The sequence below is a fragment of the Vibrio scophthalmi genome (assembly GCF_040869025.1).
GTDB classification, from domain to species: domain Bacteria; phylum Pseudomonadota; class Gammaproteobacteria; order Enterobacterales; family Vibrionaceae; genus Vibrio; species Vibrio scophthalmi.
Genome location: NZ_CP134271.1, coordinates 1,497,269 through 1,519,859, shown reverse-complemented (window position 1 = coordinate 1,519,859; position 22,591 = coordinate 1,497,269). Strand labels below are relative to the sequence as shown.

Below are 22,591 nucleotides of genomic sequence, written 5' to 3'. Positions count from 1 at the left end.
AAATTAATCGACGAAATTTGGTGATCCAGTTCAAATTGGCCAGTTAGACAAAAATATAAAAACTTTATTTTCAATAACTTAAAAGCAACGTCAAAATCATTAAAAATCTTTTGACGATATTTCTGCGATCCATATCACTCAAACTGATACATCAATCAATAACTTAACGCGTGAATTACGCCATTTTTACTTAATCAAAACGGCTTCTCGTTAAATTCTCTCAACAAAAACGTGAATAAGATCGCCATTTTGGCGTCGTCAACGCTCGTCAATATTATGATTTTGACGGTTTTTCTGGCTAAAAATATCAAGTTAAGCATGGTGAGATAGGACTTTTGTAGCAGTGTTGATGGGGAGATTCGTGCATAAAAAAGCTCGCCGCAGCGAGCTAGTGAACAGAGTTATTGAATGAAAGCATTCGACGACGACTCAGTCTTTGACCAATAAAATATCGTGCCATGGCAGCTGTTCATCGCCCAGTACAATAAAGTTGGGGTTTTCTAATGTATCGCGCTCGTTGTAAGAGAGCGGTTCAAGCAAGGTACTTAAAATACGACCGCCCGCTTCTTCAACGATACATTGCGTCGCAGCAGTATCCCACTCACCGGTAGGACCTAGACGTAAGTAACAATCAACCGCGCCTTCAGCAACCAAGCAGGCTTTCAATGCGGCCGAGCCTAACGGCACCAAATCGTAGTTCCATGCGCTACTCATGCGATCGGTAATACGATTGATGTCTTGGCGGCGACTGATCGCTATCGCGATAGGTTGCTGTGGCCCTTGATGTTTATGAGTGGTAATGCGGACGCTCTCACTCATATCAGGAATTTTCCACGCACCTTTGCCTTGGTAAGCATAGTAAGTCACGCCCGAAACTGGCCCATACACCACGCCCATGATTGGTTTATTATTTTCAATCAACGCAATGATGGTGGCGAAATCGCCACTACGCGCAATAAACTCTTGTGTACCATCGAGCGGATCCACCAGCCAGTAACGATTCCATTGCGAGCGTTGTTCTAAGCTAATATCCGCCGCCTCTTCCGACAGCACGGGAATGTCTGGTGTCAACTCAGACAACTTCTCAACAATAAACTTGTGCGCGGCAAGATCAGCACTGGTAACAGGTGTCGAGTCACTCTTGGTGTACGCTTCATACTGCTTAGTCTGATAGATATCTAAGATCAACTGACCTGCAGTACGCGCAATATCAATGACGGCAGGGAGGTGATGAGAAAGATCTGGGCTTATCGGCATAATAGTTCCTTGGGCTATGCACGTATTATGATTTTAAATATCGTAGAGCGAGCATCAATGCAGTAATACTGCGCGCTTCGCTAAAGTCGAGATGTGTTAGCAACTCTTCAGCTTGAGCCAATGGCCAGCGTACAACTTCAAGTGGCTCTGGCTCATCACCCACCAATTGTTCGGCGTAGAGATTTTGGCCAATAAATAGCGTCATCTTGCTCGAAAAATACGATGGCGCAAGCACCACTTCTTTTAATGGCACCAGTTGCTCAGCACCAAAGCCAATCTCTTCTTTTAATTCGCGATTCGCCGCTTCAATGGCGCTTTCGCCCGGATCGATCAATCCTTTCGGAAAACCTAATTCATAGCGCTCAGTGCCGGCAGCGTATTCGCGCACCAACAAGAGATCACCCTGCTCTGTCACAGGCACAATCATCACCGCATGGCGGCCACTTGGGCGCATGCGCTCATAAGTGCGCTCTTCACCGTTACTAAAACGTAGCTCAAGCGCTTCAATCGAAAACAGTCGTGATTGTGCGACGGTCTGCTTAGCCAGAATTTCTGGTGGTGTCCGTTTGGCCACAATGTTTCTCCTTCTCTAAGCAATAGATTCTTAATATATGAGAAGACAATACGTTAGACCAGTTTCTCGGCCATCTAATTTGTATAAATCCGTACCAGTCGCCACATATCTCCCCCAGCCATGGTGATATTCCATCACTTGGAGAGCCAAAACACGCAACAAATACTAGATACAAAAATGGAGCCCTAAGAGCTCCATTTGCACATTCATTCATCCTCGTTTAACGAGGATTGGTAGTGACTCATTAGTAATATGAGTGCTCACCACGGTCATGCTCAGTCGCATCGCGTACTGCAGTCAGTTCACCTTCGAACTGTTGTAGTAGCTCTTTTTCAATGCCATCTTTTAAGGTTACATCAACCATTGAACAACCGTTACAACCACCACCGAAAGCAACAATCGCAATGCCTTCTTCTGTGATTTCAACTAAGTTTACGTGACCACCGTGACCCGCTAGTTGAGGGTTCACTTGGGTTTGAATCGCGTATTCAACACGCTCAACCAGTGGTGCATCGTCAGCCACTTTACGCATTTTCGCGTTCGGTGCTTTTAGAGTTAGCTGTGAACCCATCTTGTCAGTGACATAATCAATTTCTGCATCGTCTAAGAATGGCAGGCTTAGCTCATCTACATAAGCAGATAGCATTGGGAATGTCAGTTCAGTATCAGTAGCTTCTACGGCTTCTGGCGGACAGTAAGAGACACCACACTCAGCATTTTGAGTTCCTGGATTTACCACGAACACACGAATGTTAGTGCCTTCAGGCTGCTGTGCAAGCAACTTGGCAAAGTGTTCTTGAGCGCTTTCAGTAATAGTAATTGTATTTGACACGACGAATACCTGAGTAATTTTGTAGGCTATTTGTTCACCATTCTACTCCTGAAAATTCTGAGATCTAGCCTTTTACGCATAATTGATCGTGCTGAGCTATAACCGAATCATTCAGGAGTACGGCAGATACAGTAAATATCAACACTTTTAACTCCAGCATCAAGTAGTAATTTGCATAATTGCTGCACAGTACTCCCTGTCGTCACTACATCATCAACAATCGCGACGGATTGAAGTTCAGTAACACTTTTCGTCAGCGTAAATGCGCCACGTAAATTACGTTGTCGTTGCAGGCGATCCATACCCCGTTGCGAACGAGTAGCACGAGTACGCTTAAACAATGCTCGGCAAGGAAGACCGAGTCGCTGCGCCAACGCTCGCGCTAGAAATTCACTTTGATTAAATCCACGCCACAATTGCCGATGCCAGTGTAAGGGTACATAAGTGATCATCTGAATATTTGGTTGGATTTTTAGAGCAAGCAGATCGGCCAATACCTCAACATAATGCAGCTGACGAGCAAACTTTAATTGCTGAACATAATCGGACAATGGCGGCGTGTAGTCACCAACACAATAGAGTTGCCGCCAAGCTGGCGGTTGCGACAAACAATGACCACATTGAGCAACCGGATGAAGCGTTGTCATACCACAACACTGGCAACGAGACGGTATGCTTAGTCCTTCCAAGCACGCTTGGCACAATAACCATGACCCAGGGCCTGGCTGGTCACGCCCCTCTATCGGCAGCAAACAGTGTTGGCAATAATGAGCCAGCACATGCTGTCTGTTTTTCTGCCACCATTGGATTAACATGGACAGGGAGTTAACATAAGCAGGCTCCACTAATAAGTTACGTACGTCGATGAATCACGTGGAATCACTTAGATAGAAACTTGATAGTGCCGCTTACTGCGCAGTCAAAAGGATGAATAAAGTGCGAGATACCGAGACAACCACACCAGCATTGCATTGGCAAACTCACGGCTCAGGGCCGGATCTGGTTTTGCTGCATGGCTGGGGAATGAATGGTGCCGTTTGGCAGCAAACCGTCGCGACACTAAGCCAACACTACTGTGTTCATGTGGTCGACTTGCCCGGGTTTGGCCTGAGTCATCAAAGCCACTTTTCCACCATGGCAGATTTAACGGCACAAGTGCTACGTGATGCGCCGAAACAAGCGATATGGCTCGGTTGGTCTTTAGGCGGCTTGGTGGCCTCTCACATTGCTTTGCACCATCCAGAACGCGCCTTAGGTTTAATCAGTGTTGCCAGCTCCCCCTGTTTCTCAGCCAAGCAAGCTAGTCGCGTTAATGAACAGGGCGATAACTCTGAACCGTGGCGAGGCATTCAAGCGAAAGTGCTCAGCGCTTTTACCGCGCAACTGATGGATGATTTTCAACTGACGATCGAGCGCTTTATGGCACTACAAGCCATGGGAAGTCCTTCAGCAAGACAAGATGTCAAAGCGCTGAAAAAAGCGGTGCTGTCGCGCCCATCTCCAAACCAACAATCGTTACTGTCCGGCTTAAATTTATTGGCTGAAATCGACTATCGTAGTCAACTCGCCAGCATTCGCGTTCCGACACTGCGCTTGTATGGTCGCTTAGATGGTTTGGTGCCTATCAAGGTGGCGGAAGACGTGACAAAATTGATGCCCAATAGCCAAAGCTTTGTCTTTAATCAGTCATCTCACGCGCCTTTCATGACTGAGCCTGAGGCCTTTTGCGCTCAAGTAATCGCCTTCCAAACGAACAAATTATTTGCATAAAACGCTAAATTTTTGACTCTCTCAGCCGATAGCTTATTCAACTGACAGAACGATAGCCATGTCAGTGGGCGAAGCTGAGGAGGTCTCGGTTATGATCGTGTCACCCACCAACGTGAGTGTGCCACTTATCGCCCCATCGGTTAACGTGCAAACAGAGCAAGCGGCGCGTGATAATAAAATTCGCGAGCCGATTATAGCCACGGTTGCACCAGCCAGAACTAATGCTGAACGCAAAATCAATTCAGATGATAAACGACGTCGCAATGCGGCTTGGGACCCATCTGAACATCCGAACTATGGCGCCGATGATGAGCACGCGATACTCGCCCCTCAACATGACCCGCCAGACAGTCCGTTAGATCGGTTGTTTGAACTGCTGTCTTTGGCCAGCTATAGCGAACAGCAAGGAAAAGGCTACGCAATGCGGTTTCGCTTACCAAAGCGCGTAATCGATGCAGCGATAACCGAAGGAAGAATGGCTAAACGGCGCGTAGTGATTAAGTTTCACTATGGACATGCTGTGGCACCAAACACACCTTCAGAGGTCATTGCGGTGTTGTAGTCGCTATATGTATCGGCCTAAATCCAAGAGATTGAATCCATACTCAGTGAATACCAAAAGACAAAAGCCCCACTCATTTGAGCGGGGCTTTTTTTTATTTTTAACCTGAACGAAAGCGAGAGCTAAGCCAATTAGCGTTTCGCTTTGGCAAAGGCAGCAGCAAACGCGCCACCCATAGCATTGTTGCCTGCCGGTTCTTCACGACGACGCTGTTGACCACCTTGTGAACGCATTTGGTTTTGATTGTTACGCGGCTCAGAACTACGCTGAGTGCGATTGTCTTGTCCCGGCTCATCGTTCAGGCGCATGGAAAGGGCGATACGCTTACGCTGCACATCCACTTCCATCACTTTCACTTTCACAATGTCACCCGCTTTAACCACTTCACGCGGATCGGCAACATAACGATCGGTCAATGCAGAAATATGCACGAGACCATCTTGGTGAACACCGATATCGACGAAGGCACCAAAGTTGGCTACGTTAGAAACCACACCTTCCAACACCATGCCGACTTCAAGATCTGATACCTTTTCAACGCCTTCGGCAAAGGTTGCTGTTTTAAACTCAGGACGCGGATCGCGACCCGGCTTATCCAACTCTTTGATGATGTCGGTCACCGTTGGCAAACCAAAGCTGTCATTGGTGTAATCAACCGCATGCAGACCACGTAAGAATTCTGTATCACCAATCAAGCTTTTAACCGCTTTACTGTTCTTTTCAGCAATCGCTTTAACCACTGGGTAGGCTTCCGGGTGTACTGAAGACGCATCGAGTGGGTTTTTACCATCCATAATACGTAGGAAACCAGCACACTGTTCAAATGCTTTTGGCCCCAAACGTGCCACTTTTTTCAGCGTAGTGCGCGCTTCAAAGCGACCATTCTCGTCACGGTAATCAACAATGTTTTGCGCCATGGTGGTAGACAGACCTGCCACGCGTGTCAACAAAGCGGCCGACGCAGTATTCACATCCACACCCACGGCGTTTACACAGTCTTCAACCACAGCATCAAGACGTTTTGCCAACATTGACTGGCTGACATCATGTTGGTACTGGCCCACACCGATCGATTTAGGATCTATTTTCACCAGTTCCGCCAATGGGTCTTGCAAGCGACGAGCGATCGATACTGCACCACGCAGCGACACGTCCATATTCGGGAACTCTTTCGCTGCCAATTCAGACGCCGAATACACCGATGCACCCGCTTCACTGACCATGATTTTTTGCACTTTCAGATTGCCACGTGCAATCAGATCGCCAACAAAGCTATCGGTTTCACGTGAAGCAGTCCCGTTACCAATCGCAATCAAGTCAACGTTGAACTTACGCACCAACTTATCGACGACTGCCATCGCTTGGTCGTACTGTTTTTGTGGTGGATGTGGGTAAATGGTTTCCGTCGTCAGCACTTTACCAGTCGCATCAACCACGGCAATTTTAGAACCAGTACGTAAACCCGGATCTAAGCCTAGTGTGGCGCGAGGACCAGCAGGCGCCGCCATCAATAAATCTTTTAGGTTGGTGGCGAATACTTCAATTGCTTCGATTTCAGAACGCTCTTTTAGCGCACCCATCAGCTCAGTTTCCATGTGCATCGAAACTTTGATGCGCCATGCCCAACTGATCACCTGCTTACGCCATACATCAGCCGGCGCTTGGCTCAATGAAATGCCGTAGTGATCTGCAATTAACGTTTCGCAGTAAGATTGGCGTGCGCCTTCTTCTTGCGCCGGATCAGCATTCATTGCCAGAGTCAGAAAGCCTTCATTACGACCACGTAGCATTGCTAATGCACGGTGTGATGGCACCTTGTTCAACGCTTCATTGTGCGCAAAGTAATCTTTGAACTTCTCACCCGCTTGCTCTTGGCCTGTCACCACGCGCGAGACCAATTCCGCATGGCGCGTTAAGTAACTGCGTACTTTTTCCAGTAAGTTGGCGTCTTCCGCAATGCGCTCCATGATGATCGCACGAGCGCCGTCGAGTGCCGCTTTATTATCCGCGATACCTTTATCGGCAGAGACGTATTTTGCCGCTTCGATCTCAGGTTCAGTTTGTGGGTGATTCCAAAGCGCATCCGCTAATGGCTCAAGACCCGCTTCAATTGCAATTTGACCTTTAGTACGGCGCTTAGGCTTGTATGGCAGGTATAAATCTTCCAAACGGGTTTTGCTGTCCGCTTGTTGAATCTCTTGCTCTAACGCGGCCGTTAGTTTGCCTTGATCTTGAATCGATTTCAGAATCGTCTGGCGACGATCGTCCAACTCACGCAGATAGGACAAGCGGCTATCTAAATTACGTAATTGGGTATCATCCAATCCACCCGTTACTTCTTTGCGGTAACGAGCAATAAAGGGAACCGTATTGCCGTCGTCAATTAAGTTAACCGCGGCAGTCACTTGCTCAGGGCGAACATTCAGTTCTTGAGCAATCAATTTACAGATAGCTTGGCTCATCCGTTGAATCTCTATTTTAAAAGGTGTTTGAGTATATATTAGGGCGAATCGTAAAAAATCCACCGCTTTGATTACCGAGTAATAACGCAATCGTAATCTATGTGACACCTGACGGGTCACGACAAAGTAAAATTATCGCTTTATTACCGGGTAAAATGGTTATTCCTGAACCCGTGTATCGTATTCAATCAAATTGATAAACCACTCTTTTTCACCTTCTGGTGTGCGCACGACAAATTCATCATCGATTTCTTTTTTCAATAACGCCCGCGCCATCGGTGAATCAATCGAGATATAACCTTTCGCATCGCCATAGATTTCATCTGGCCCAACGATGCGGAATTTTTTACAGTCTCCCGCTTCGTTCTCAATCTCCACCCAAGCGCCGAAGAACACTTTACCTTCCTGTTGAGGAGAGTAGTCGACCACCGTGACCTGCTCTAAACGCTTACGTAAAAATCGCACCCGACGGTCTATCTCACGCAAACGCTTTTTGTTGTACTGATAGTCTGCGTTTTCGCTGCGATCGCCTAAGCTCGCCGCCCAAGTCACTTTTTTAGTCACTTCAGGACGATCTTCACGCCAGAGGTAGTCGAGCTCTTTTTTAAGGCGATTGTAGCCTTCACGGGTGATCAGGTTAGTTCTCACGATTGTTATCCATCACGATTAGTATCTGTTGATTGTCGCTTTTTTTTTACCACAGGCAATAGCTAGCATGTTGTTGAGCTTCAAATTCAGCGATAAATCGCGGTGAACAATGCAACCAAGCGAAGTAAAACCGCCATTATTTCACTACGTTAACGAGAAAATATGAACAATAAACCAACAAAAACTCGCCGCTGACTTTTCGGCACCGTGAGCTGACTCAGTAAAACGTAAGCCGACGCTAAAATTGTAACAATTTGGGCAAGCACGCTTGGCCAAACAGTGATACATTTTTGTTTATATGCTTTGCTTTTGATTAAGGTGTTTCAATGCAAGAAATTCATAAAATTCTGGTCGTAGATGACGATGCCCGTTTACGTGCGCTATTGGAGCGATACCTATCTGAGCAAGGTTTTCAGGTACGTAGCGTTGCCAACGGCGAACAGATGGATCGCCTGCTAACACGTGAAAACTTCCACCTTATGGTGCTGGATTTGATGCTGCCGGGTGAAGATGGCCTATCGATTTGTCGTCGCCTACGCAATGCCAATAATGAACTTCCTATTCTTATGCTAACGGCAAAAGGCGATGAAATTGATCGCATCGTCGGCTTAGAAGTGGGCGCAGATGATTACCTGCCAAAACCATTTAACCCACGCGAACTGCTCGCACGCATCAAAGCGGTATTGCGTCGCCAAACCATTGAACTGCCTGGCGCACCAAGCTCTGAAGAGTCGATTGTTGAGTTTGGTGAGTTCCGCCTAAACTTAGGTACGCGTGAAATGTATCGTGGTGATGAAGCGATGCCACTGACGTCTGGTGAGTTTGCGGTATTAAAAGCCCTCGTCACTAACGCTCGCGAACCGCTTTCTCGCGATAAGTTAATGAACATGGCTCGTGGTCGTGAATACTCGGCGATGGAACGTTCTATCGATGTTCAGATCTCGCGTCTACGTCGCATGCTGGAAGTTGACCCAAGCAAACCACGCTATATTCAAACCGTGTGGGGCTTAGGTTATGTGTTTGTCCCTGATGGCAAAGAAGCATAAACCACATTGATTCAATCTAGTGCGAGCTTTAGGCTCGCACTTTTTATCTTGCTGGACGAAAACCCAATAATAACTCCTATCACCAATAGGCGACGACTATGCGCATTCGCAGCTCCTTTACTCAATCCATTGTCCTGTTCATCACATTACTGATTGCTAGCCAAGTCTATTCTTACTACGCGGTCTTCAACTATGCATTACTGCCTAGTTTGCAGCAGTTTAATAAAATCCTCAGCTATGAAATCAACTTGATGTTGGATAACTCTGACGATCTTGAAAATGGCTTGGTGATGGATGCGCCGCTGCGCCGACAAATTCTCGAACAGCTCGGGGTGACCATTCACGCCAAAGACAGCGATCTGGCCGATGAGTTTCGTCATGCGATCAGTATTGATTTGATGAGTGAAGAGATGACGCAAACACTCGGCACGCAAGCTGATGTGCGCATGGTCTTGGGTGAAGAAAGCTATGTGTTATGGATGAGCCTTGAGTCACTGCCTGATTCTCTGATCCGCATTCCACTCTCCGAGCTACAAGAAGAAGATTTTGCGCCACTGTTTCGTAATAGTTTAGTGATGGCGCTGCTGATCATCGCCGGTGGTTGGTTATTTATTCGCTTACAAAACCGGCCTCTGCTCGCACTTGAGCGCGCGGCAAAAGGGGTTGGCCGTGGCGAAATCCCACCGCCGTTGGCAGAAAAAGGCACCTCAGAGATCCGCTCCGTGACGCGTGCTTTCAATCAAATGTCGAAAGGCATTCAAGCGTTAGAAGAAGATCGCGCCTTATTAATGGCCGGTATCAGCCACGACTTACGCACGCCGTTGACTCGTATTCGCTTAGCGACGGAAATGATGTCACCACAAGATAGCTACCTTGCAGAAGGGATTATTAGCGATACCGAAGAGTGTAATGAAATCATTAGCCAATTTATGGATTACCTCAAACCGGTTAATCGTGAATCTTTTGGCGAAGTAGACCTCAACGATATCTCTCAAGACTTAGCGAACTCGGAAGGCAACCGCCATCATATTGAGATTGAAACGCTGTTAAGCAACTTAAAACCGGCTTTTGGTAGCCCAATCGCAATCAAGCGCGCAGTGAGTAACTTAGTGGTCAACGCCGTACGCTACGGCAATGGTTGGGTGAAAATCTCGACCGGAATGACCGCAGACAACAAACTGTGCTGGGTGTGTATTGAAGATAATGGCCCGGGGATTGCCAAAGACCAAGTGGCGAAACTATTTGAACCCTTTACTCGTGGTGACACTGCGCGTGGCAGCGAAGGTACAGGGCTTGGCCTCGCCATCGTCAAACGCATTGTTAGCCAACACAATGGTTCCGTGGTGGTTAACAATCGCAGCGAAGGCGGCTTAAAAGTACAAGTGAGCTTCCCTACCCGCTAGTTTGATTCATTACCTGAAGCGCATAAAACAAACCCCAGTCTCACTGGGGTTTGCTGTTTTTAGTACTCAGATAGCCGCTATAAGCGACCTTGCTGATTAAACTGGTAACGCCCTTGCGCATCCGGCTTCGGCAACCATTGCAACTGTTCTGACAGCGCCGTTGGCATCGCGGCTTGCGGGATAAACCACGCCTTGGCACTAAAACGTTGATCCGGCATTAACTCAGCGGAAAATTCGCTACGCACTTGTGCGCTTTGCTGAGTGCCTTTCACGCTGATTTGGCTATCTTGGCAGTCTAGATCCGCAATCACCGGCCCTAGTTGCAGATCCGCTAATGGCGTGCCGACCACATCAGTGTTCCACACCAAACTACCCGTACCTTGCGCACAATATGGCGCAGCATAGCTCAGTTGCTTCACATTCAGCTCTAATTGGCCCTCTAACGTCAAGGGGATCGGTAATGCAGGGGCCAACTTTAACGCTTCGGTGATAGGCATCGAGGCAAGTAAATTCTCAGCATAAGCGCCTTTTAAACCGTAGCCGACAGTACCGCGACCTTGCAGTTGCCATTGGCTGCCACGGCCAAAGCGAACCTTGGCTTCGGCATTGCCACTCAATAGCGCACTTGGCGCAAACTGCCAAGAGACCTGCCCAAGTTGGTAGCGCTGCCATCGAACTTGCTGCGCTTGGCCTTGCCATAACGTTCCGCTGGCTTGGCTAATTTTCAGTTGTGTCGGCAGTGGTGCGTATGCCAGCACCACTTGAATCGGAAGATGGACGATGGCACTGACGATAAACGTCAGCAGTAACACCACCATCAAGGTTATCTTTTTTTTCACTGGCGACTATCCTTTGCTCAGTTGCAGGCGCTTAACATCAACCACACCAATGCGCTCGTTCTTATCAATATCAAGAAATTGTGCTTCGACACCATGATTCTGTTGTAAGTACTCCAACCAACTAACCAATTGATTAAATGGCAATGGCTGCACCCAAACTTGCATCTCTTCACCACGTGGTTGCACACGCACAAGTTCGATATTAAAACGACGCGCTGACGAAGAAACCGCTTGGTTAAACGGCAGTGGTGATAGCGCTCTAGCACCATTACCACGCAAGGCGACAATATCATCCGCTTTATTCTGTACCCAGCTCAATAACTGCTTTTCGGTGCGCAGTTGATTTTGCGCCAATTCGGCACGCTGCACCATCGGTTGGTAAATCCCCCAAAATAGGATACCGATGATCAATGCCACACCACCCACCGTCACTAAACGCTGTTCACGCGGTGTAATACGCAGCCACCAAACTTGCAACGAGGCTAATAATTTATTCATGCTTGCTTCCTCATCGCGGCTTTAAAATCAGGTCGCCAACTACAAGTTGACCGGATTTACTCAACTGACCTTGCTGCACGGAAAATTGTTCTTCTAGCTTCGCACGTGCTTGTTCAAAGGCTTGAAAATCTTGACTGCTGGCTTGCAGTTGAATTTCACCACGTTGGCGATCAAACTTAATCCCAGTCAGAGTAAAATCAGGCACTGATTTAATTGCCGATGGCAGTTTTGCCATCCACACTAATAACGACTCATCGCTATTACCACCCGATAGACGCTTGGCTTCATTATCCAATTCACGCTTTAAATAGCTGACGGTCGGGATCTTCGTTTTTCCGACCAGAACGGAGCGGAAAATACGCTCACTTTCAGCACGATACTTAGCGGCTTGTTGTTCTGCTTGATAGGTTTGAATTAGGTTTTGCGCCACCAATACCACCGCGACAACGCCAGCGGCAATGGCCGCCTTTCGCCATACTTTGAGGTAACGACCGACACCCGACTTCGGTTTAAAGCAGCCCGTCAACAAGTTCACTGGCGTAAACATCGCTTGGCGCCCCAGCAATTGCATCACCAATTGTGGCTCCGCTTGTTGCCAATCTTGCTCAGGTGCTAAATTCAGCTCTGGCAGTGGTGAATAGGCATGCAGCGCTAGCCAATCATCACCTTGCTTGACCCATTCAGATTGAGCCACTATCGCCAACCAATCGGATTCAATAGTCAGCGCTTGGTATGCTTGTTTCTTCAATAACCATTGGCCCGCCAATTCAACCGCTGCAATGCCGTCAACATCTGGCAATGCCAGCGCATCTGGCAGAACTTTAGTCACGTTAAAGCCTGCTTGTTTGAGTGTCTCTAATTCACGCGCTAACCATTCACGGTCGACACCAGCAACATGGGCAATCTGACCTTGCTTAGCCAGCACCGTAAAGTGCATGCCATCGACATCTTGTGCGACATCATCTTCGACCAAGTACGGTAGCATCGCATCAAATTGACGCGCGCCACCGGCGGGAATGTTGACCTCTTTCAACAGCACATCAGCACTGTTTAATAACACGATGGTGTGACGTGCTTGCGCGTAGCTCGCGATCTCATCAAGCGCTTGCTCAGCGCTTAATTCACCACTGGCGATCACTTCTTGCTGGCTTTCAGACCAAACCAACCACGGCTTTTTTGCCTGGCGATTATTGCTCAGTCGAACGATTAAGTACTCGCTCACCGATTCCTCCAAAGCGACGGCTTATCACCGTTGCGGTTTCTCTATTTGCACTGAACAGTAGGCTGCGAATACGCACTTGCGATTCCCCCACCACGATTCGTGCATCCAATTCAAAATAAGCACTGTCTACCGTGAGATAGGCTTTAACTCGTTTTTTAACTTCATCGCTTAATGAGGCGAGTTGTGACTCGGCCAAAAACTGATCAACATCGCCCCAGCCATCAAAAGGACGATTTTCTAGTAAACTTTGTGCATCGCTGTCGCTTAACTGATCACCAAACATCGCCACTAACAGGCGAGATTGTTCCGCAGGCAAAGTGTTCACATTAAGACGGAACTCCGCGGTAGGCAGCGCACAGATATAAGGTTCTAACTTCGTCATCACCTCACCTGACACCAGGTTGACCGCGCGTAATTCACTCGCCTCAGCCAATACGCCATCCGCCGTCATATAAGCGGGAGCCATCGATTCATAATGGCTATCTTCCACGCCCGTTACTGAGTTGATGTGATTATTGGTATCAATAAACTCCCAACTTGAATGCGCAACCACTTCAGCGACATGGCTATCGATATCCAATTCAGACATGAGCTGTTGCAAGACGGTCACTAAATAAGGCGCACTGTCCGAGCCCGCTTCCGCCTCAAGATCCACCAACGCATTGATATTGAAACAAGCTTGGCGATCACGCAGCTGCCCAGTAAGGCTGCCGTAATCCAGCGGAAAGTTTTGCTCTTCCAACGCCCAAGGCTGCGACATATTGATGGTGTCGCTGTCTTGGTAACTCTGCTCGATGCCTTCCACTGCCAAGGCTTCCGCACCAATGCTATACCAGTAAGCTTGTTGATAATTTAACTGATTGGATGAGCGCTTAAACTGCCCAAACAAACGTTCCGACATGGTCGCTGCCACTGCCGTCATCAAGGCTAAAATCAGCAGGACTACTAGTAAAGCCACGCCACGCTGACTACTCTTCATCGCGACTCTCCACTGCAATCGATCCACCACCCGTCAGATAAATGCGTTCAATTTCGCCATAATCACTAAAGGTCAGTGAGACTTGCACCGCCTTGGGCAGTGTCATGGTTTTGTCCCACTGCTTGAGCCATTGTTTGCCATCAAAAAAACGCATATCAAAACTGTCAACTTGATCAATCAACGGCATGATCATGCCTTCTTGACCTGCTGGCGTATCTACGTAGCGCCACCACACTCGCTGCAATTGATTATCCTTGATGCGATAACCTACTTTGGTGACTTCACCACGCGGGAATTGCTGTTGGGGGTTATGCCAACCGGCACGCGCAAACATCACGCCTTTACTATCCGAATCGAGTAAGTAGTCTTTCCATTCAACTAACTTAGTGCTTGGCTCTTCCCCATTGGTGCGCATTTGACGCAAAGCCATTTGGCGAAAGTCGTTATCCATAAAGACCAGCGTACGCTGCAAGGTTTTGAGGCGCTCGCTACGCTCTTGCGAAATCGCATTGCTGCGATACATCTGATTCAATACCTGCTGAGCCCCTGCGGCAAGGAAAGCAAAAATCGACATCGCCACCAGCACTTCAATCAAGGTAAAGCCCGCACGTTTGCCGCCACGCGATCTAAATAAGCGTTTATTTAGCGACATAGCTTCTCACCGTTAAAATCGGCGTCCCTTGTCGCGAACTCGCCACTGAAACATCAAAAGCACGAATCAAGCCGCCAGAAGTCGATACCGGATCAACCGTCCAGTACCAAGTGCGTTCTGCCAATTGGTCTTTACCACTCTGTTTTTTCAATGCTTGCGGGTTGAGCATCACTTTGGCCATTTGGTTATCCACCACCATGGCCGCAAAGGCTTTTTCTTCCATCAACGTAAGAGTATTTATGTGCTGGCTCACCGAGCGCACCAAGGCCATCGCTGACATGGCGAAAATCGCTAACGCAACGAGCACCTCAAGTAAGGTAAAGCCACGTCGCTGGCGTTTGCTTGAGCCAGGTTTGCTTAAGCAAGGTTGGCTTGAGTTATCTCTCATCGGCTAATTCCTCTTGCTCTCCCGGTTGCAACAAGACAATTTGGCCATTTTCTTTTGCCACTACCTGCCATGCACTCTGCTCTAAATCAGCGTCGCTTGGATAAATAGCAATAGAGAATGGGGTGACTTCACCACTCGACATCACGAATACCTGCGGGGCGGGTAACTTTTTATCTTCTTCTAGATCGGCAAACATCTCCTCATCAAACAGTGAGGTAGGATTAAACAAGCGTTCTTGATCCTGCCATGCCGAACCACCCAGATTAAATTCCATCTTCAATGAGTCGACCAACTGTGTTTCGTAAGGTAAGCGATCTAACTTAAGTGGTTGCCAGCCCTCATTTTCGAGCTGCTGCAAGAAGTAACGCCCTTTGGCTTGCTCAATGCGCAGCCCAAAATCACGGCCACTGAGCATCGCTTCCTCATTGAGTAGCTGTAAGCGTAACCAAAGCGATTTAGCTTGGTGCTCCGCTTCATCACGGCTGTTATCAGGTAAAGAAAACACCACTGTTGAAGCCATGATGGCAATCAACGCCACCACCAATAACACTTCGATTAGGGTAAAGCCTTTACTTTTCGACATGCCGCGCACTATTTAAATTCAACCAACATCAGAGTGAAAAACTCATCCAGTGAAGAGATAAATGGCGGCCTATGCCGCCAAACTCATCAATAAGAAGATTATTGGAAATCTTGTAGATTCCAGTTGCCGACATCGGCATTAACACCATCACCACCTTCTTGGCCATCAGCGCCTAGCGTGAAGACATCAATGTTGCCGTTATCGCCTGGGCTTAGGTATTGGTAATCGTTGCCCCATGGGTCTTGCGGTAGACGCTTGATGTAACCATCTTGTGGGTAGTTGCGTGGCGTTGGGTTGCTTGGCTCAGTCACCAAAGCTTCCAAACCTTGATCGGTGGTTGGATAAACGTTGTGGTTAAGCTTGTACGTATCAAGAGCCGTTTCCAGCGCTTTAATATCAACCGTGGCTTTCTTCTGTGCCGCGGTGTCTTTACTGCCGAGCAAGTTTGGCGCAACCACACTGGCTAAGATACTTAAAATAACCACCACCACCATCAACTCTAACAAGGTGAAGCCAGACTGTTTTTTATTATGTTGTTTTTTCATTATTGTCTCCAAGAAGTCTCTTTCTGGTCAGCGTTATTTGCCGCTCATTAAGTTATTCATTTCTAAAATAGGCATCATAGTGGCCATTACAATAAACAGCACCAATCCCGCCAATACAGCAATCATTAATGGGGTAAAGATCCCCAACGAAATATTCACCATCGACTCAAAGTTGGCATCTTGGTTATCTGCCGCGCGAGTCAACATACTCTCTAATTCACCACTTTGCTCACCCGAGGCAATCATATGCAGCATCATCGGAGGAAACAGTTTGGTTTGATCCAACGATTTTCGCAGGCTAGCGCCTTCACGTACCCGATCCGATGCAAGCAACACTTGTTGTTTGACGTATTGATTCGACATCACGTCAACCGCGACTTTCATGCCATCCAGAATAGGAATGGCACTCGAGGTACAGATCGACAACGTACGCGCGAAACGGGCGGTATTGAGGCCGCGAGCAATCTTACCGATCACTGGCATCGCGATCACTTTGCGATCCCAACTCAAACGAATGGAAGGCTTCGATAAGGCGTAACGCACCAAATAAGCCAACGCAATAAGGGCTATCGCAATGGTGATCCACCAATGCTGCACAAACTCACTGGCGCTAATCAAAATGCGGGTAGAAAGAGGCAGTTCTTGGCCCATCTGGACAAATTGGCCAACAATTTTAGGCACCACCGAAGCCAACAAGAACGCGACAATCGCAATCGCAAACACCACCAGCACAACTGGATAGATCAACGCTTGTTGTAGTTTGCTGCGCATCTTCTGGCGATTCTCTGCGTAGTCGGCAAGGCGCTCAAGCACACCATCAAGGTGGCCCGATTTTTCACCCGCGGCGACCATCGAACGAAACAGTTCATCAAAGACATGAGGGTAATCCCCCAAGCCGTCTGCCAAGGTGTGTCCTTCAACCACTTTAGCTCGTACCGCCATTAACATGGTACGAATACGCGGTTTTTCCGCTTGCTCAGACACCGCACGCAAACACTCTTCGAGCGGCATACCCGATTGCACTAACGTAGACAGCTGACGAGTAATCAACGCCAAATCTGGCGTGCTGATCCCGCGCTTAAAGGTGAGAGCTTCGGTTTCTGGCGTGTTGGCTTGCTGCGTCGCGCGCGTCGCCACCACATCAATCGGCACTAAGCCTTGCTCTTTAAGGCGTGAACGGACTTGGCGGGCATTGTCGCCTTCCATCACCCCTTTTTGTGATTTGCCTTTCGCATTGAGTGCTTTGTATTCGAACGCCGCCATTAGCCTTCCTTGGTTACTCGCATCACTTCTTCAAGTGATGTTACGCCTTGGCGAACTCTTGCTAGGCCGTCACTACGAATCGAAGGCGTGTGCTGACGAACCACTTTTTCCATCGCCTGCTCACCCGCTTCGTTATGGATCAGCTCTTGAACTTGTTCGTTAACCATCAATAACTCATAAATACCGGTTCGGCCGCGGTAACCCTTGTGGTTACACTTTTCACAACCGGCTGGTTTGTACAGCGTTAAAGAGGCATCTTCATTCAGATCGAACAGCGCTTTTTGCGCGGTATCCGCTTGGTAGCTTTGTTTGCAACTTGGGCACAATGTGCGTACCAAACGTTGCGCGAGGACGCCCAATAGTGAAGAGGAAATCAAAAACGGTTCGATGCCCATATCACGCAGGCGCGTAATCGCACCTACCGCGGTATTGGTGTGCAGCGTCGACATCACTAAGTGGCCAGTCAACGAGGCTTGCACGGCAATTTGCGCTGTTTCTAAGTCACGAATTTCACCCACCATCACCACATCTGGGTCTTGACGCAAAATCGCACGTAGGCCACGGGCAAACGTCATGTCCACCTTAGGGTTCACTTGCGTTTGGCCAATGCCATCGATATCAAATTCAATCGGGTCTTCAACGGTAAGAATGTTACGCTCGTTACTATTGATCTCTTGCAAGCCTGCGTACAAGGTGGTCGACTTACCCGAACCGGTTGGGCCCGTCACCAAAATAATGCCGTGTGGTCGAGCAATCATCGCTTGGAACTGTTGATGCGTTTTCGCTTCCATCCCAAGGCTGTGCAAATCAAGACGTGTGGCATTTTTATCCAGCAAACGCATTACCACACGCTCACCATGTGAAGACGGCATCGTCGAAACACGCACATCAACCGCTCGGCCACCAATACGCAGTGAAATACGGCCATCTTGCGGGACACGTTTCTCTGCAATATCGAGCTTCGCCATAACCTTCACGCGAGACACCAATAACGGTGCCAACTTGCGGCTTGGTGACAACACATCACGTAACACGCCATCAACGCGGAAACGAATCGATAAGCTCTTCTCGAACGTTTCGATATGGATATCCGAGGCGCCTTCTTTGATCGCTTCACCCAACATGGCATTGATCAGTTTGATGATCGGCGCATCGTCTTCTGACTCTAACAAATCTTCATCGTGCGGCAGATCTTCTGCCAACGAGAAAAAGTCATCGCTATCGGCGCCAATATCTTCCATCAACTGACGCGCTTCCGAAGAATCGCGTTGATAGGCCGTGGTTAGCTTTTTCTCAAAAATTTCTTTGCTCACCGCCTGCAAAATAAAGTTCACCGAGGTGGTGCGCTTTACTTCTAACAGCGCTTCAATCGACAACGGCTCAACGTAAAATAACGTCAAACCCGCTGGCTCTTGTTCTAGCACCAAGTTAAAACGTTTGGCAAAACCAAACGGTAAGCGGCGATGCAGATGCACCGCATCTAACTCCATCATTGCACGCTTTCCATTTGATCAATAAAGGCTTGAATCTCAGCCGGGTGCTGACGTTCGTGACCAAATTCAGGCAATACCGGAATGTGGCTGTCATCCATCAACTTCAAACCCTGTTCTGATTTGAACAACTGCTCAGCACGAATGAAATTGTACTTACGTTGAGTAATACCATCGGCGGTCACACCATCACGAATGATGGTTGGTTTGATAAATACCATTAGGTTCTTTTTCTCAACCTGAGTGCTGGTTGATTTGAACAAGTGGCCAAGCACAGGGATATCACCCAATAGCGGCACTTTCGATTCGCTTTCCATCGCACGCTCATCAATCAAACCGCCTAAGACAATCATCTGACCATCTTCAACAATCACTGAGGTGTTTAACTGACGCTTAGCAAAACGCACGTCCACCGCGCCATTAGCACCAAGTACGTTGGAGACTTCTTGCTCAATATTCAGTTGCACTGAATTACCTTCGTTGATTTGTGGCACCACTTTCAGTTTGATGCCGACTTCTTTACGATCAACGGTTTGGAAAGGGTTATCGTTATTAGAACCTGCGGTAGAGCCGGTTAATACCGGTACTTCTTCACCAACGATGAATGAGGCTTCGCCATTATCCATCACAGTAATACTTGGCGATGAAAGAATATTAGAGTTCGAGTCAGTCGATACTGCGGTTAGTAGCGCAGTCCAGTCACCCATCATGATGCTCACCGCCGCGCCGTTTACGCCCGCAAGAGCGGAAGCTAAGGTGCTGTAGTCGCCAGATTCAGTCACACTGTACGGAACTCGATCGCCGTTTTTATCGGTGTAGTATTCCGTGCTAGTCTGATCTTTGGCTTCTTCAACACCAACCATCACTTGGCCAAGTTGCGCACCCGTATTGCCGTATTGGATCACTGCACCACTTTCTAACGAGCCCCACTGCACGCCAAGATTGATGCCGTCACCTTCGGCCATCTCGACAATCAAGGCTTCAATCAATACTTGCGCACGACGAATATCAAGCTGAGCAATCACGTTTTGCAGCGCGGTCATGATGGATGGTGGCGCAGTGATCACCAATGCGTTGGTGGATACGTGCGCGGCGATCATCACTTGGTCAGAATTGGATTTCGCCCCTTTACCGCCAGACGACTGTTCCGCTTGCAGATTGTCCGAGACGCCTTTCAGCACATCGACCAAGTCTTCCGCTTTGGCGTATTTAAGGTAAACCACTTGGTTGTTGCCACGGCTGGCCATTTCAACATCAAGTTGTTGGATCAATTTACGCAGACGCTTACGCACCTGTGGGTCACCAGAAATCAGTACTGAGTTAGTGCGGTCATCGGCCACCAGCTTAGGTTGTAAAAATCCTGGGGTGTTTTTACTGTCACTGCTCTTATTCAATGCATCAACAATGCGCACCATTTCAGCGGCAGAAGCATTTTTCAGATCCACCACTTCAATTTCTTTGTCACCCGCTTGGTCAACGCGCTTGATGATATCGGCTAAACGGTTCACTACCGCGGCACGGCCAGTGATCAAGATAATATTGGCCGGATCATAGTGAACAACGTTACCCGCACCGGCATTATCATTCAGTTGGCGTAGCAGCGGAGAAAGCTCACGCACCGAAACGTTACGCACCGTGACCACGCGAGTGACCACTTCATCGCCTTTCACGTCGCCATCACCCACCACTGGGATCGCCGATGTTTTAGCATCTTTCGACTTAATCACTTTAAGGATGCCGTTATCCATCTCGATCACAGCGTAGCCATACACTTCTAATACATTGAGGAAGAAGCTGTAGTACTGCTCTTCGCTCAAGGTGTCATAGCTACGGACATCAATTTTTCCACGCACAGACGGATCAACAATGATGGTTTTTTCTAAGTTTCGACCAACAATATTAATAAACTCTTGAATGTCGGTGCCCTTAAAGCTGGCGCTGTATTCGCTGGCCATCGCTACTGGAGAAACCACTAAGGTTGCGGCTAATAGCCATGCGCTTTTCTTAAGCCAATGCTTCACTTGATACTCCTCAAAGGATAATTTTTTCTGCGCGTTTTATAATTCAATGTAGATATCGTATGGCTGACCATTACGCTCTACCGTTAAATTCAATTCGGTTAACTCCGACAGACGGCTGAATATTTCACCCATCGCTGCGGCATTACGTAAATCTTGTCCATTTAAGTGGGTGGCAACATCGCCATTTTTTAATCCCACCGAGTCAAACAACTCGCGGCTTTTACCGGCACTTAAACGATAGCCCACAACCTCGCCATCCTGCTTCATTTGCGACATGCGAACGTACTGGAAAATTTGTTTTGGATCTTTGGTGATTTCGGCGCGAATTTGTTCCAGCTTATCTTTGGTATTGGCGCTTAAGGCAGGGGATGATTGCGCCGCGCGTTGCACCGGCTTGGAGTACTTAATTCCTTCGAGCATCACGGTTTCATTACGGCCAGAGTTATCAACAATAATGCGATCGGCTTGTACTTGCACAACCTTCGCTTGTGTCCCCACAATCACTTCGTTAATACCATAAGTGGCTTGCTTGCCACCCTTGGCGACGACCGCCAAGCTTTTTCCCGCATCACTACTGGTCACGACACCCACCAAGACCACATTCAAACGGCTCTTCGGCGCATCTTCTAGTTTAGGCTTGGCAACAGGAGCGACGACATCGGCTTGATAGCGACCAAACAAATGGCTGTTTTGTAATGTTGATAAATCAAGGCGAGCTTGCTGACTACCAGCAGGCATATTGCGACTGGATGGCTGCCACGTGACGACATCCACTTGTTGATACGGAAACCAGATCAATTTCCCGGCAACCCAAGCCGCCGAGAGCAAAAGAATGACGGTAACCCAAGCGCTAATCACCGCTTGATTGGCTACGAGCTTTTGCAAAGAGGGAGAACGAAAGCTGAACGGCTTCACTGAATTTCCTTGATGATGATTGATCCATATCGACACTCTGTAGCGATATAAACATGAATAAAAAGATGTATATAACCCACGACTGTTAATTCTAACAAACTATATTATGGCTCTATATAAAAATGTTCCGTCGCCACCCCTTTAAAGTCTATTTTCTAACCTTACCTTGAAAAGTGCGCACAACATCACCATTGTTAGGGCGATAGTTAACCTAGTTAGAGGGTAAAGAGTGCAATGGGTTCCCCAATAGACACGGTAAGATTGGATAAATGGCTTTGGGCTGCGCGCTTTTACAAAACGCGTTCCATCGCACGAGATATGGTCGATGGTGGCAAAGTTCACTATAATGGACAACGCAGCAAACCAAGTAAGAATGTAGAACTTGGTGCGGTGCTCACTTTACGTCAAGCCAACGAAGAAAAAACGATCATTATCGAAAAGATCTCTGGCCAACGTCGTGGTGCGCCAGAAGCTCAAACTCTTTACTCTGAGACGACGGAAAGCATAGCAAAACGTGAAGAATATGCACGCCAGCGTAAACTGAACGCTCATAATCCTAGCCCTGAACGCCGCCCTGATAAAAAGCAGCGCCGCGATATCATTAAGTTTAAACATCAATAAGCCGGACTGTCCTAATGACTG

General features: G+C 48.0%; 23 protein-coding genes. 5 read left to right on the top strand and 18 right to left on the bottom strand.

The genetic code is table 11. From position 1 onward, the window contains the following. Nucleotides 1–429: 429 nt before the first annotated feature. From cysQ to RJD38_RS06915, 4 genes are all read right to left on the bottom strand, one after another. A complete protein-coding gene (gene cysQ / locus RJD38_RS06930; protein WP_005596941.1) occupies nucleotides 430–1,257 on the bottom strand; it encodes a 3'(2'),5'-bisphosphate nucleotidase CysQ in 828 nt (275 codons plus the stop codon). Nucleotides 1,258–1,282: 25 nt separating this feature from the next. Continuing rightward, entirely contained in the window at nucleotides 1,283–1,831 is a 549-nt protein-coding gene (gene nudE / locus RJD38_RS06925) for an ADP compounds hydrolase NudE (RefSeq protein WP_005596939.1), read from the bottom strand. Between the two features lie 244 nt (nucleotides 1,832–2,075). Then, nucleotides 2,076–2,663: a Fe-S biogenesis protein NfuA gene (gene nfuA, locus RJD38_RS06920; RefSeq protein WP_005596938.1), complete on the bottom strand. Its 588-nt coding sequence runs from the start codon at nucleotides 2,661–2,663 to the stop codon at nucleotides 2,076–2,078. A gap of 107 nt (nucleotides 2,664–2,770) precedes the next feature. Continuing rightward, nucleotides 2,771–3,478: a ComF family protein gene (locus RJD38_RS06915; protein ID WP_406853071.1), complete on the bottom strand. Its 708-nt coding sequence runs from the start codon at nucleotides 3,476–3,478 to the stop codon at nucleotides 2,771–2,773. A gap of 112 nt (nucleotides 3,479–3,590) precedes the next feature. Between RJD38_RS06915 and bioH the strand changes: the two genes are divergently transcribed. Both bioH and RJD38_RS06905 read left to right on the top strand, forming a co-directional pair. Then, the gene (bioH, locus tag RJD38_RS06910; protein WP_065545866.1) at nucleotides 3,591–4,433 is read left to right on the top strand and encodes a pimeloyl-ACP methyl ester esterase BioH; all 843 of its coding nucleotides are present in this window, start codon (nucleotides 3,591–3,593) and stop codon (nucleotides 4,431–4,433) included. A gap of 91 nt (nucleotides 4,434–4,524) precedes the next feature. Beyond that, nucleotides 4,525–4,995, top strand: coding sequence for a hypothetical protein (locus RJD38_RS06905; RefSeq protein ID WP_005596930.1), 471 nt, complete (start codon nucleotides 4,525–4,527; stop codon nucleotides 4,993–4,995). Nucleotides 4,996–5,126: 131 nt separating this feature from the next. Here the strand turns inward: RJD38_RS06905 and RJD38_RS06900 are convergent, their stop codons facing one another. Continuing rightward, nucleotides 5,127–7,457, bottom strand: coding sequence for a Tex family protein (locus RJD38_RS06900; RefSeq protein ID WP_065545867.1), 2,331 nt, complete (start codon nucleotides 7,455–7,457; stop codon nucleotides 5,127–5,129). 159 nt (nucleotides 7,458–7,616) lie between these two features. Continuing rightward, a complete protein-coding gene (gene greB / locus RJD38_RS06895) occupies nucleotides 7,617–8,105 on the bottom strand; it encodes a transcription elongation factor GreB (protein ID WP_005596926.1) in 489 nt (162 codons plus the stop codon). Nucleotides 8,106–8,431: 326 nt separating this feature from the next. Between greB and ompR the strand changes: the two genes are divergently transcribed. After that, complete coding sequence (gene ompR, locus RJD38_RS06890; RefSeq protein WP_005596925.1) at nucleotides 8,432–9,151, top strand: two-component system response regulator OmpR; 720 nt, start codon at nucleotides 8,432–8,434, stop codon at nucleotides 9,149–9,151. Between the two features lie 98 nt (nucleotides 9,152–9,249). After that, the gene (gene envZ / locus RJD38_RS06885) at nucleotides 9,250–10,554 is read left to right on the top strand and encodes a two-component system sensor histidine kinase EnvZ (RefSeq protein WP_005596923.1); all 1,305 of its coding nucleotides are present in this window, start codon (nucleotides 9,250–9,252) and stop codon (nucleotides 10,552–10,554) included. A gap of 77 nt (nucleotides 10,555–10,631) precedes the next feature. Here envZ and RJD38_RS06880 read toward each other — a convergent pair whose 3' ends face one another. The 12 genes from RJD38_RS06880 to gspC form a co-directional block, all read right to left on the bottom strand. After that, nucleotides 10,632–11,393, bottom strand: coding sequence for a type II secretion system protein N (locus RJD38_RS06880; RefSeq protein WP_065545868.1), 762 nt, complete (start codon nucleotides 11,391–11,393; stop codon nucleotides 10,632–10,634). 6 nt (nucleotides 11,394–11,399) lie between these two features. Continuing rightward, nucleotides 11,400–11,891 (bottom strand): type II secretion system protein M, encoded by a 492-nt coding sequence (locus RJD38_RS06875; RefSeq protein ID WP_065545869.1) that lies wholly within the window; start codon nucleotides 11,889–11,891, stop codon nucleotides 11,400–11,402. Nucleotides 11,892–11,901: 10 nt separating this feature from the next. Further along, nucleotides 11,902–13,113 (bottom strand): type II secretion system protein GspL, encoded by a 1,212-nt coding sequence (gene gspL, locus RJD38_RS06870; protein ID WP_065545870.1) that lies wholly within the window; start codon nucleotides 13,111–13,113, stop codon nucleotides 11,902–11,904. After that, on the bottom strand, nucleotides 13,079–14,092 hold the full coding sequence (gene gspK, locus RJD38_RS06865; protein ID WP_065545871.1) for a type II secretion system minor pseudopilin GspK: 1,014 nt from the start codon (nucleotides 14,090–14,092) through the stop codon (nucleotides 13,079–13,081). Before gspK ends, gspL begins: the two co-directional genes overlap by 35 nt. Beyond that, nucleotides 14,082–14,744: a type II secretion system minor pseudopilin GspJ gene (gene gspJ / locus RJD38_RS06860; RefSeq protein WP_065545872.1), complete on the bottom strand. Its 663-nt coding sequence runs from the start codon at nucleotides 14,742–14,744 to the stop codon at nucleotides 14,082–14,084. The genes gspK and gspJ overlap by 11 nt, the downstream gene beginning before the upstream one ends. Next, nucleotides 14,731–15,132: a type II secretion system minor pseudopilin GspI gene (gene gspI / locus RJD38_RS06855; RefSeq protein WP_005596911.1), complete on the bottom strand. Its 402-nt coding sequence runs from the start codon at nucleotides 15,130–15,132 to the stop codon at nucleotides 14,731–14,733. The genes gspJ and gspI overlap by 14 nt, the downstream gene beginning before the upstream one ends. After that, nucleotides 15,122–15,715, bottom strand: a complete 594-nt coding sequence (gene gspH, locus RJD38_RS06850; protein ID WP_367971411.1) for a type II secretion system minor pseudopilin GspH — start codon at nucleotides 15,713–15,715, stop codon at nucleotides 15,122–15,124. The genes gspI and gspH overlap by 11 nt, the downstream gene beginning before the upstream one ends. A gap of 98 nt (nucleotides 15,716–15,813) precedes the next feature. Then, nucleotides 15,814–16,260 (bottom strand): type II secretion system major pseudopilin GspG, encoded by a 447-nt coding sequence (gene gspG, locus RJD38_RS06845; RefSeq protein WP_005596907.1) that lies wholly within the window; start codon nucleotides 16,258–16,260, stop codon nucleotides 15,814–15,816. A gap of 33 nt (nucleotides 16,261–16,293) precedes the next feature. After that, nucleotides 16,294–17,523 carry a type II secretion system inner membrane protein GspF gene (gene gspF, locus RJD38_RS06840; RefSeq protein ID WP_367971410.1) on the bottom strand — a complete coding sequence of 410 codons (1,230 nt, stop codon included), beginning with the start codon at nucleotides 17,521–17,523 and terminating at the stop codon, nucleotides 16,294–16,296. After that, on the bottom strand, nucleotides 17,523–19,016 hold the full coding sequence (gspE, locus tag RJD38_RS06835; protein WP_005596903.1) for a type II secretion system ATPase GspE: 1,494 nt from the start codon (nucleotides 19,014–19,016) through the stop codon (nucleotides 17,523–17,525). The genes gspF and gspE overlap by 1 nt, the downstream gene beginning before the upstream one ends. Continuing rightward, entirely contained in the window at nucleotides 19,013–21,034 is a 2,022-nt protein-coding gene (gene gspD / locus RJD38_RS06830) for a type II secretion system secretin GspD (RefSeq protein WP_065545874.1), read from the bottom strand. Before gspD ends, gspE begins: the two co-directional genes overlap by 4 nt. A 36-nt stretch (nucleotides 21,035–21,070) precedes the next feature. Continuing rightward, nucleotides 21,071–21,949, bottom strand: coding sequence for a type II secretion system protein GspC (gspC, locus tag RJD38_RS06825; RefSeq protein ID WP_005596900.1), 879 nt, complete (start codon nucleotides 21,947–21,949; stop codon nucleotides 21,071–21,073). 234 nt (nucleotides 21,950–22,183) lie between these two features. Between gspC and hslR the strand changes: the two genes are divergently transcribed. Continuing rightward, nucleotides 22,184–22,570, top strand: coding sequence for a ribosome-associated heat shock protein Hsp15 (gene hslR, locus RJD38_RS06820; protein ID WP_005596898.1), 387 nt, complete (start codon nucleotides 22,184–22,186; stop codon nucleotides 22,568–22,570). The last annotated feature ends 21 nt before the right edge of the window (nucleotides 22,571–22,591 follow it).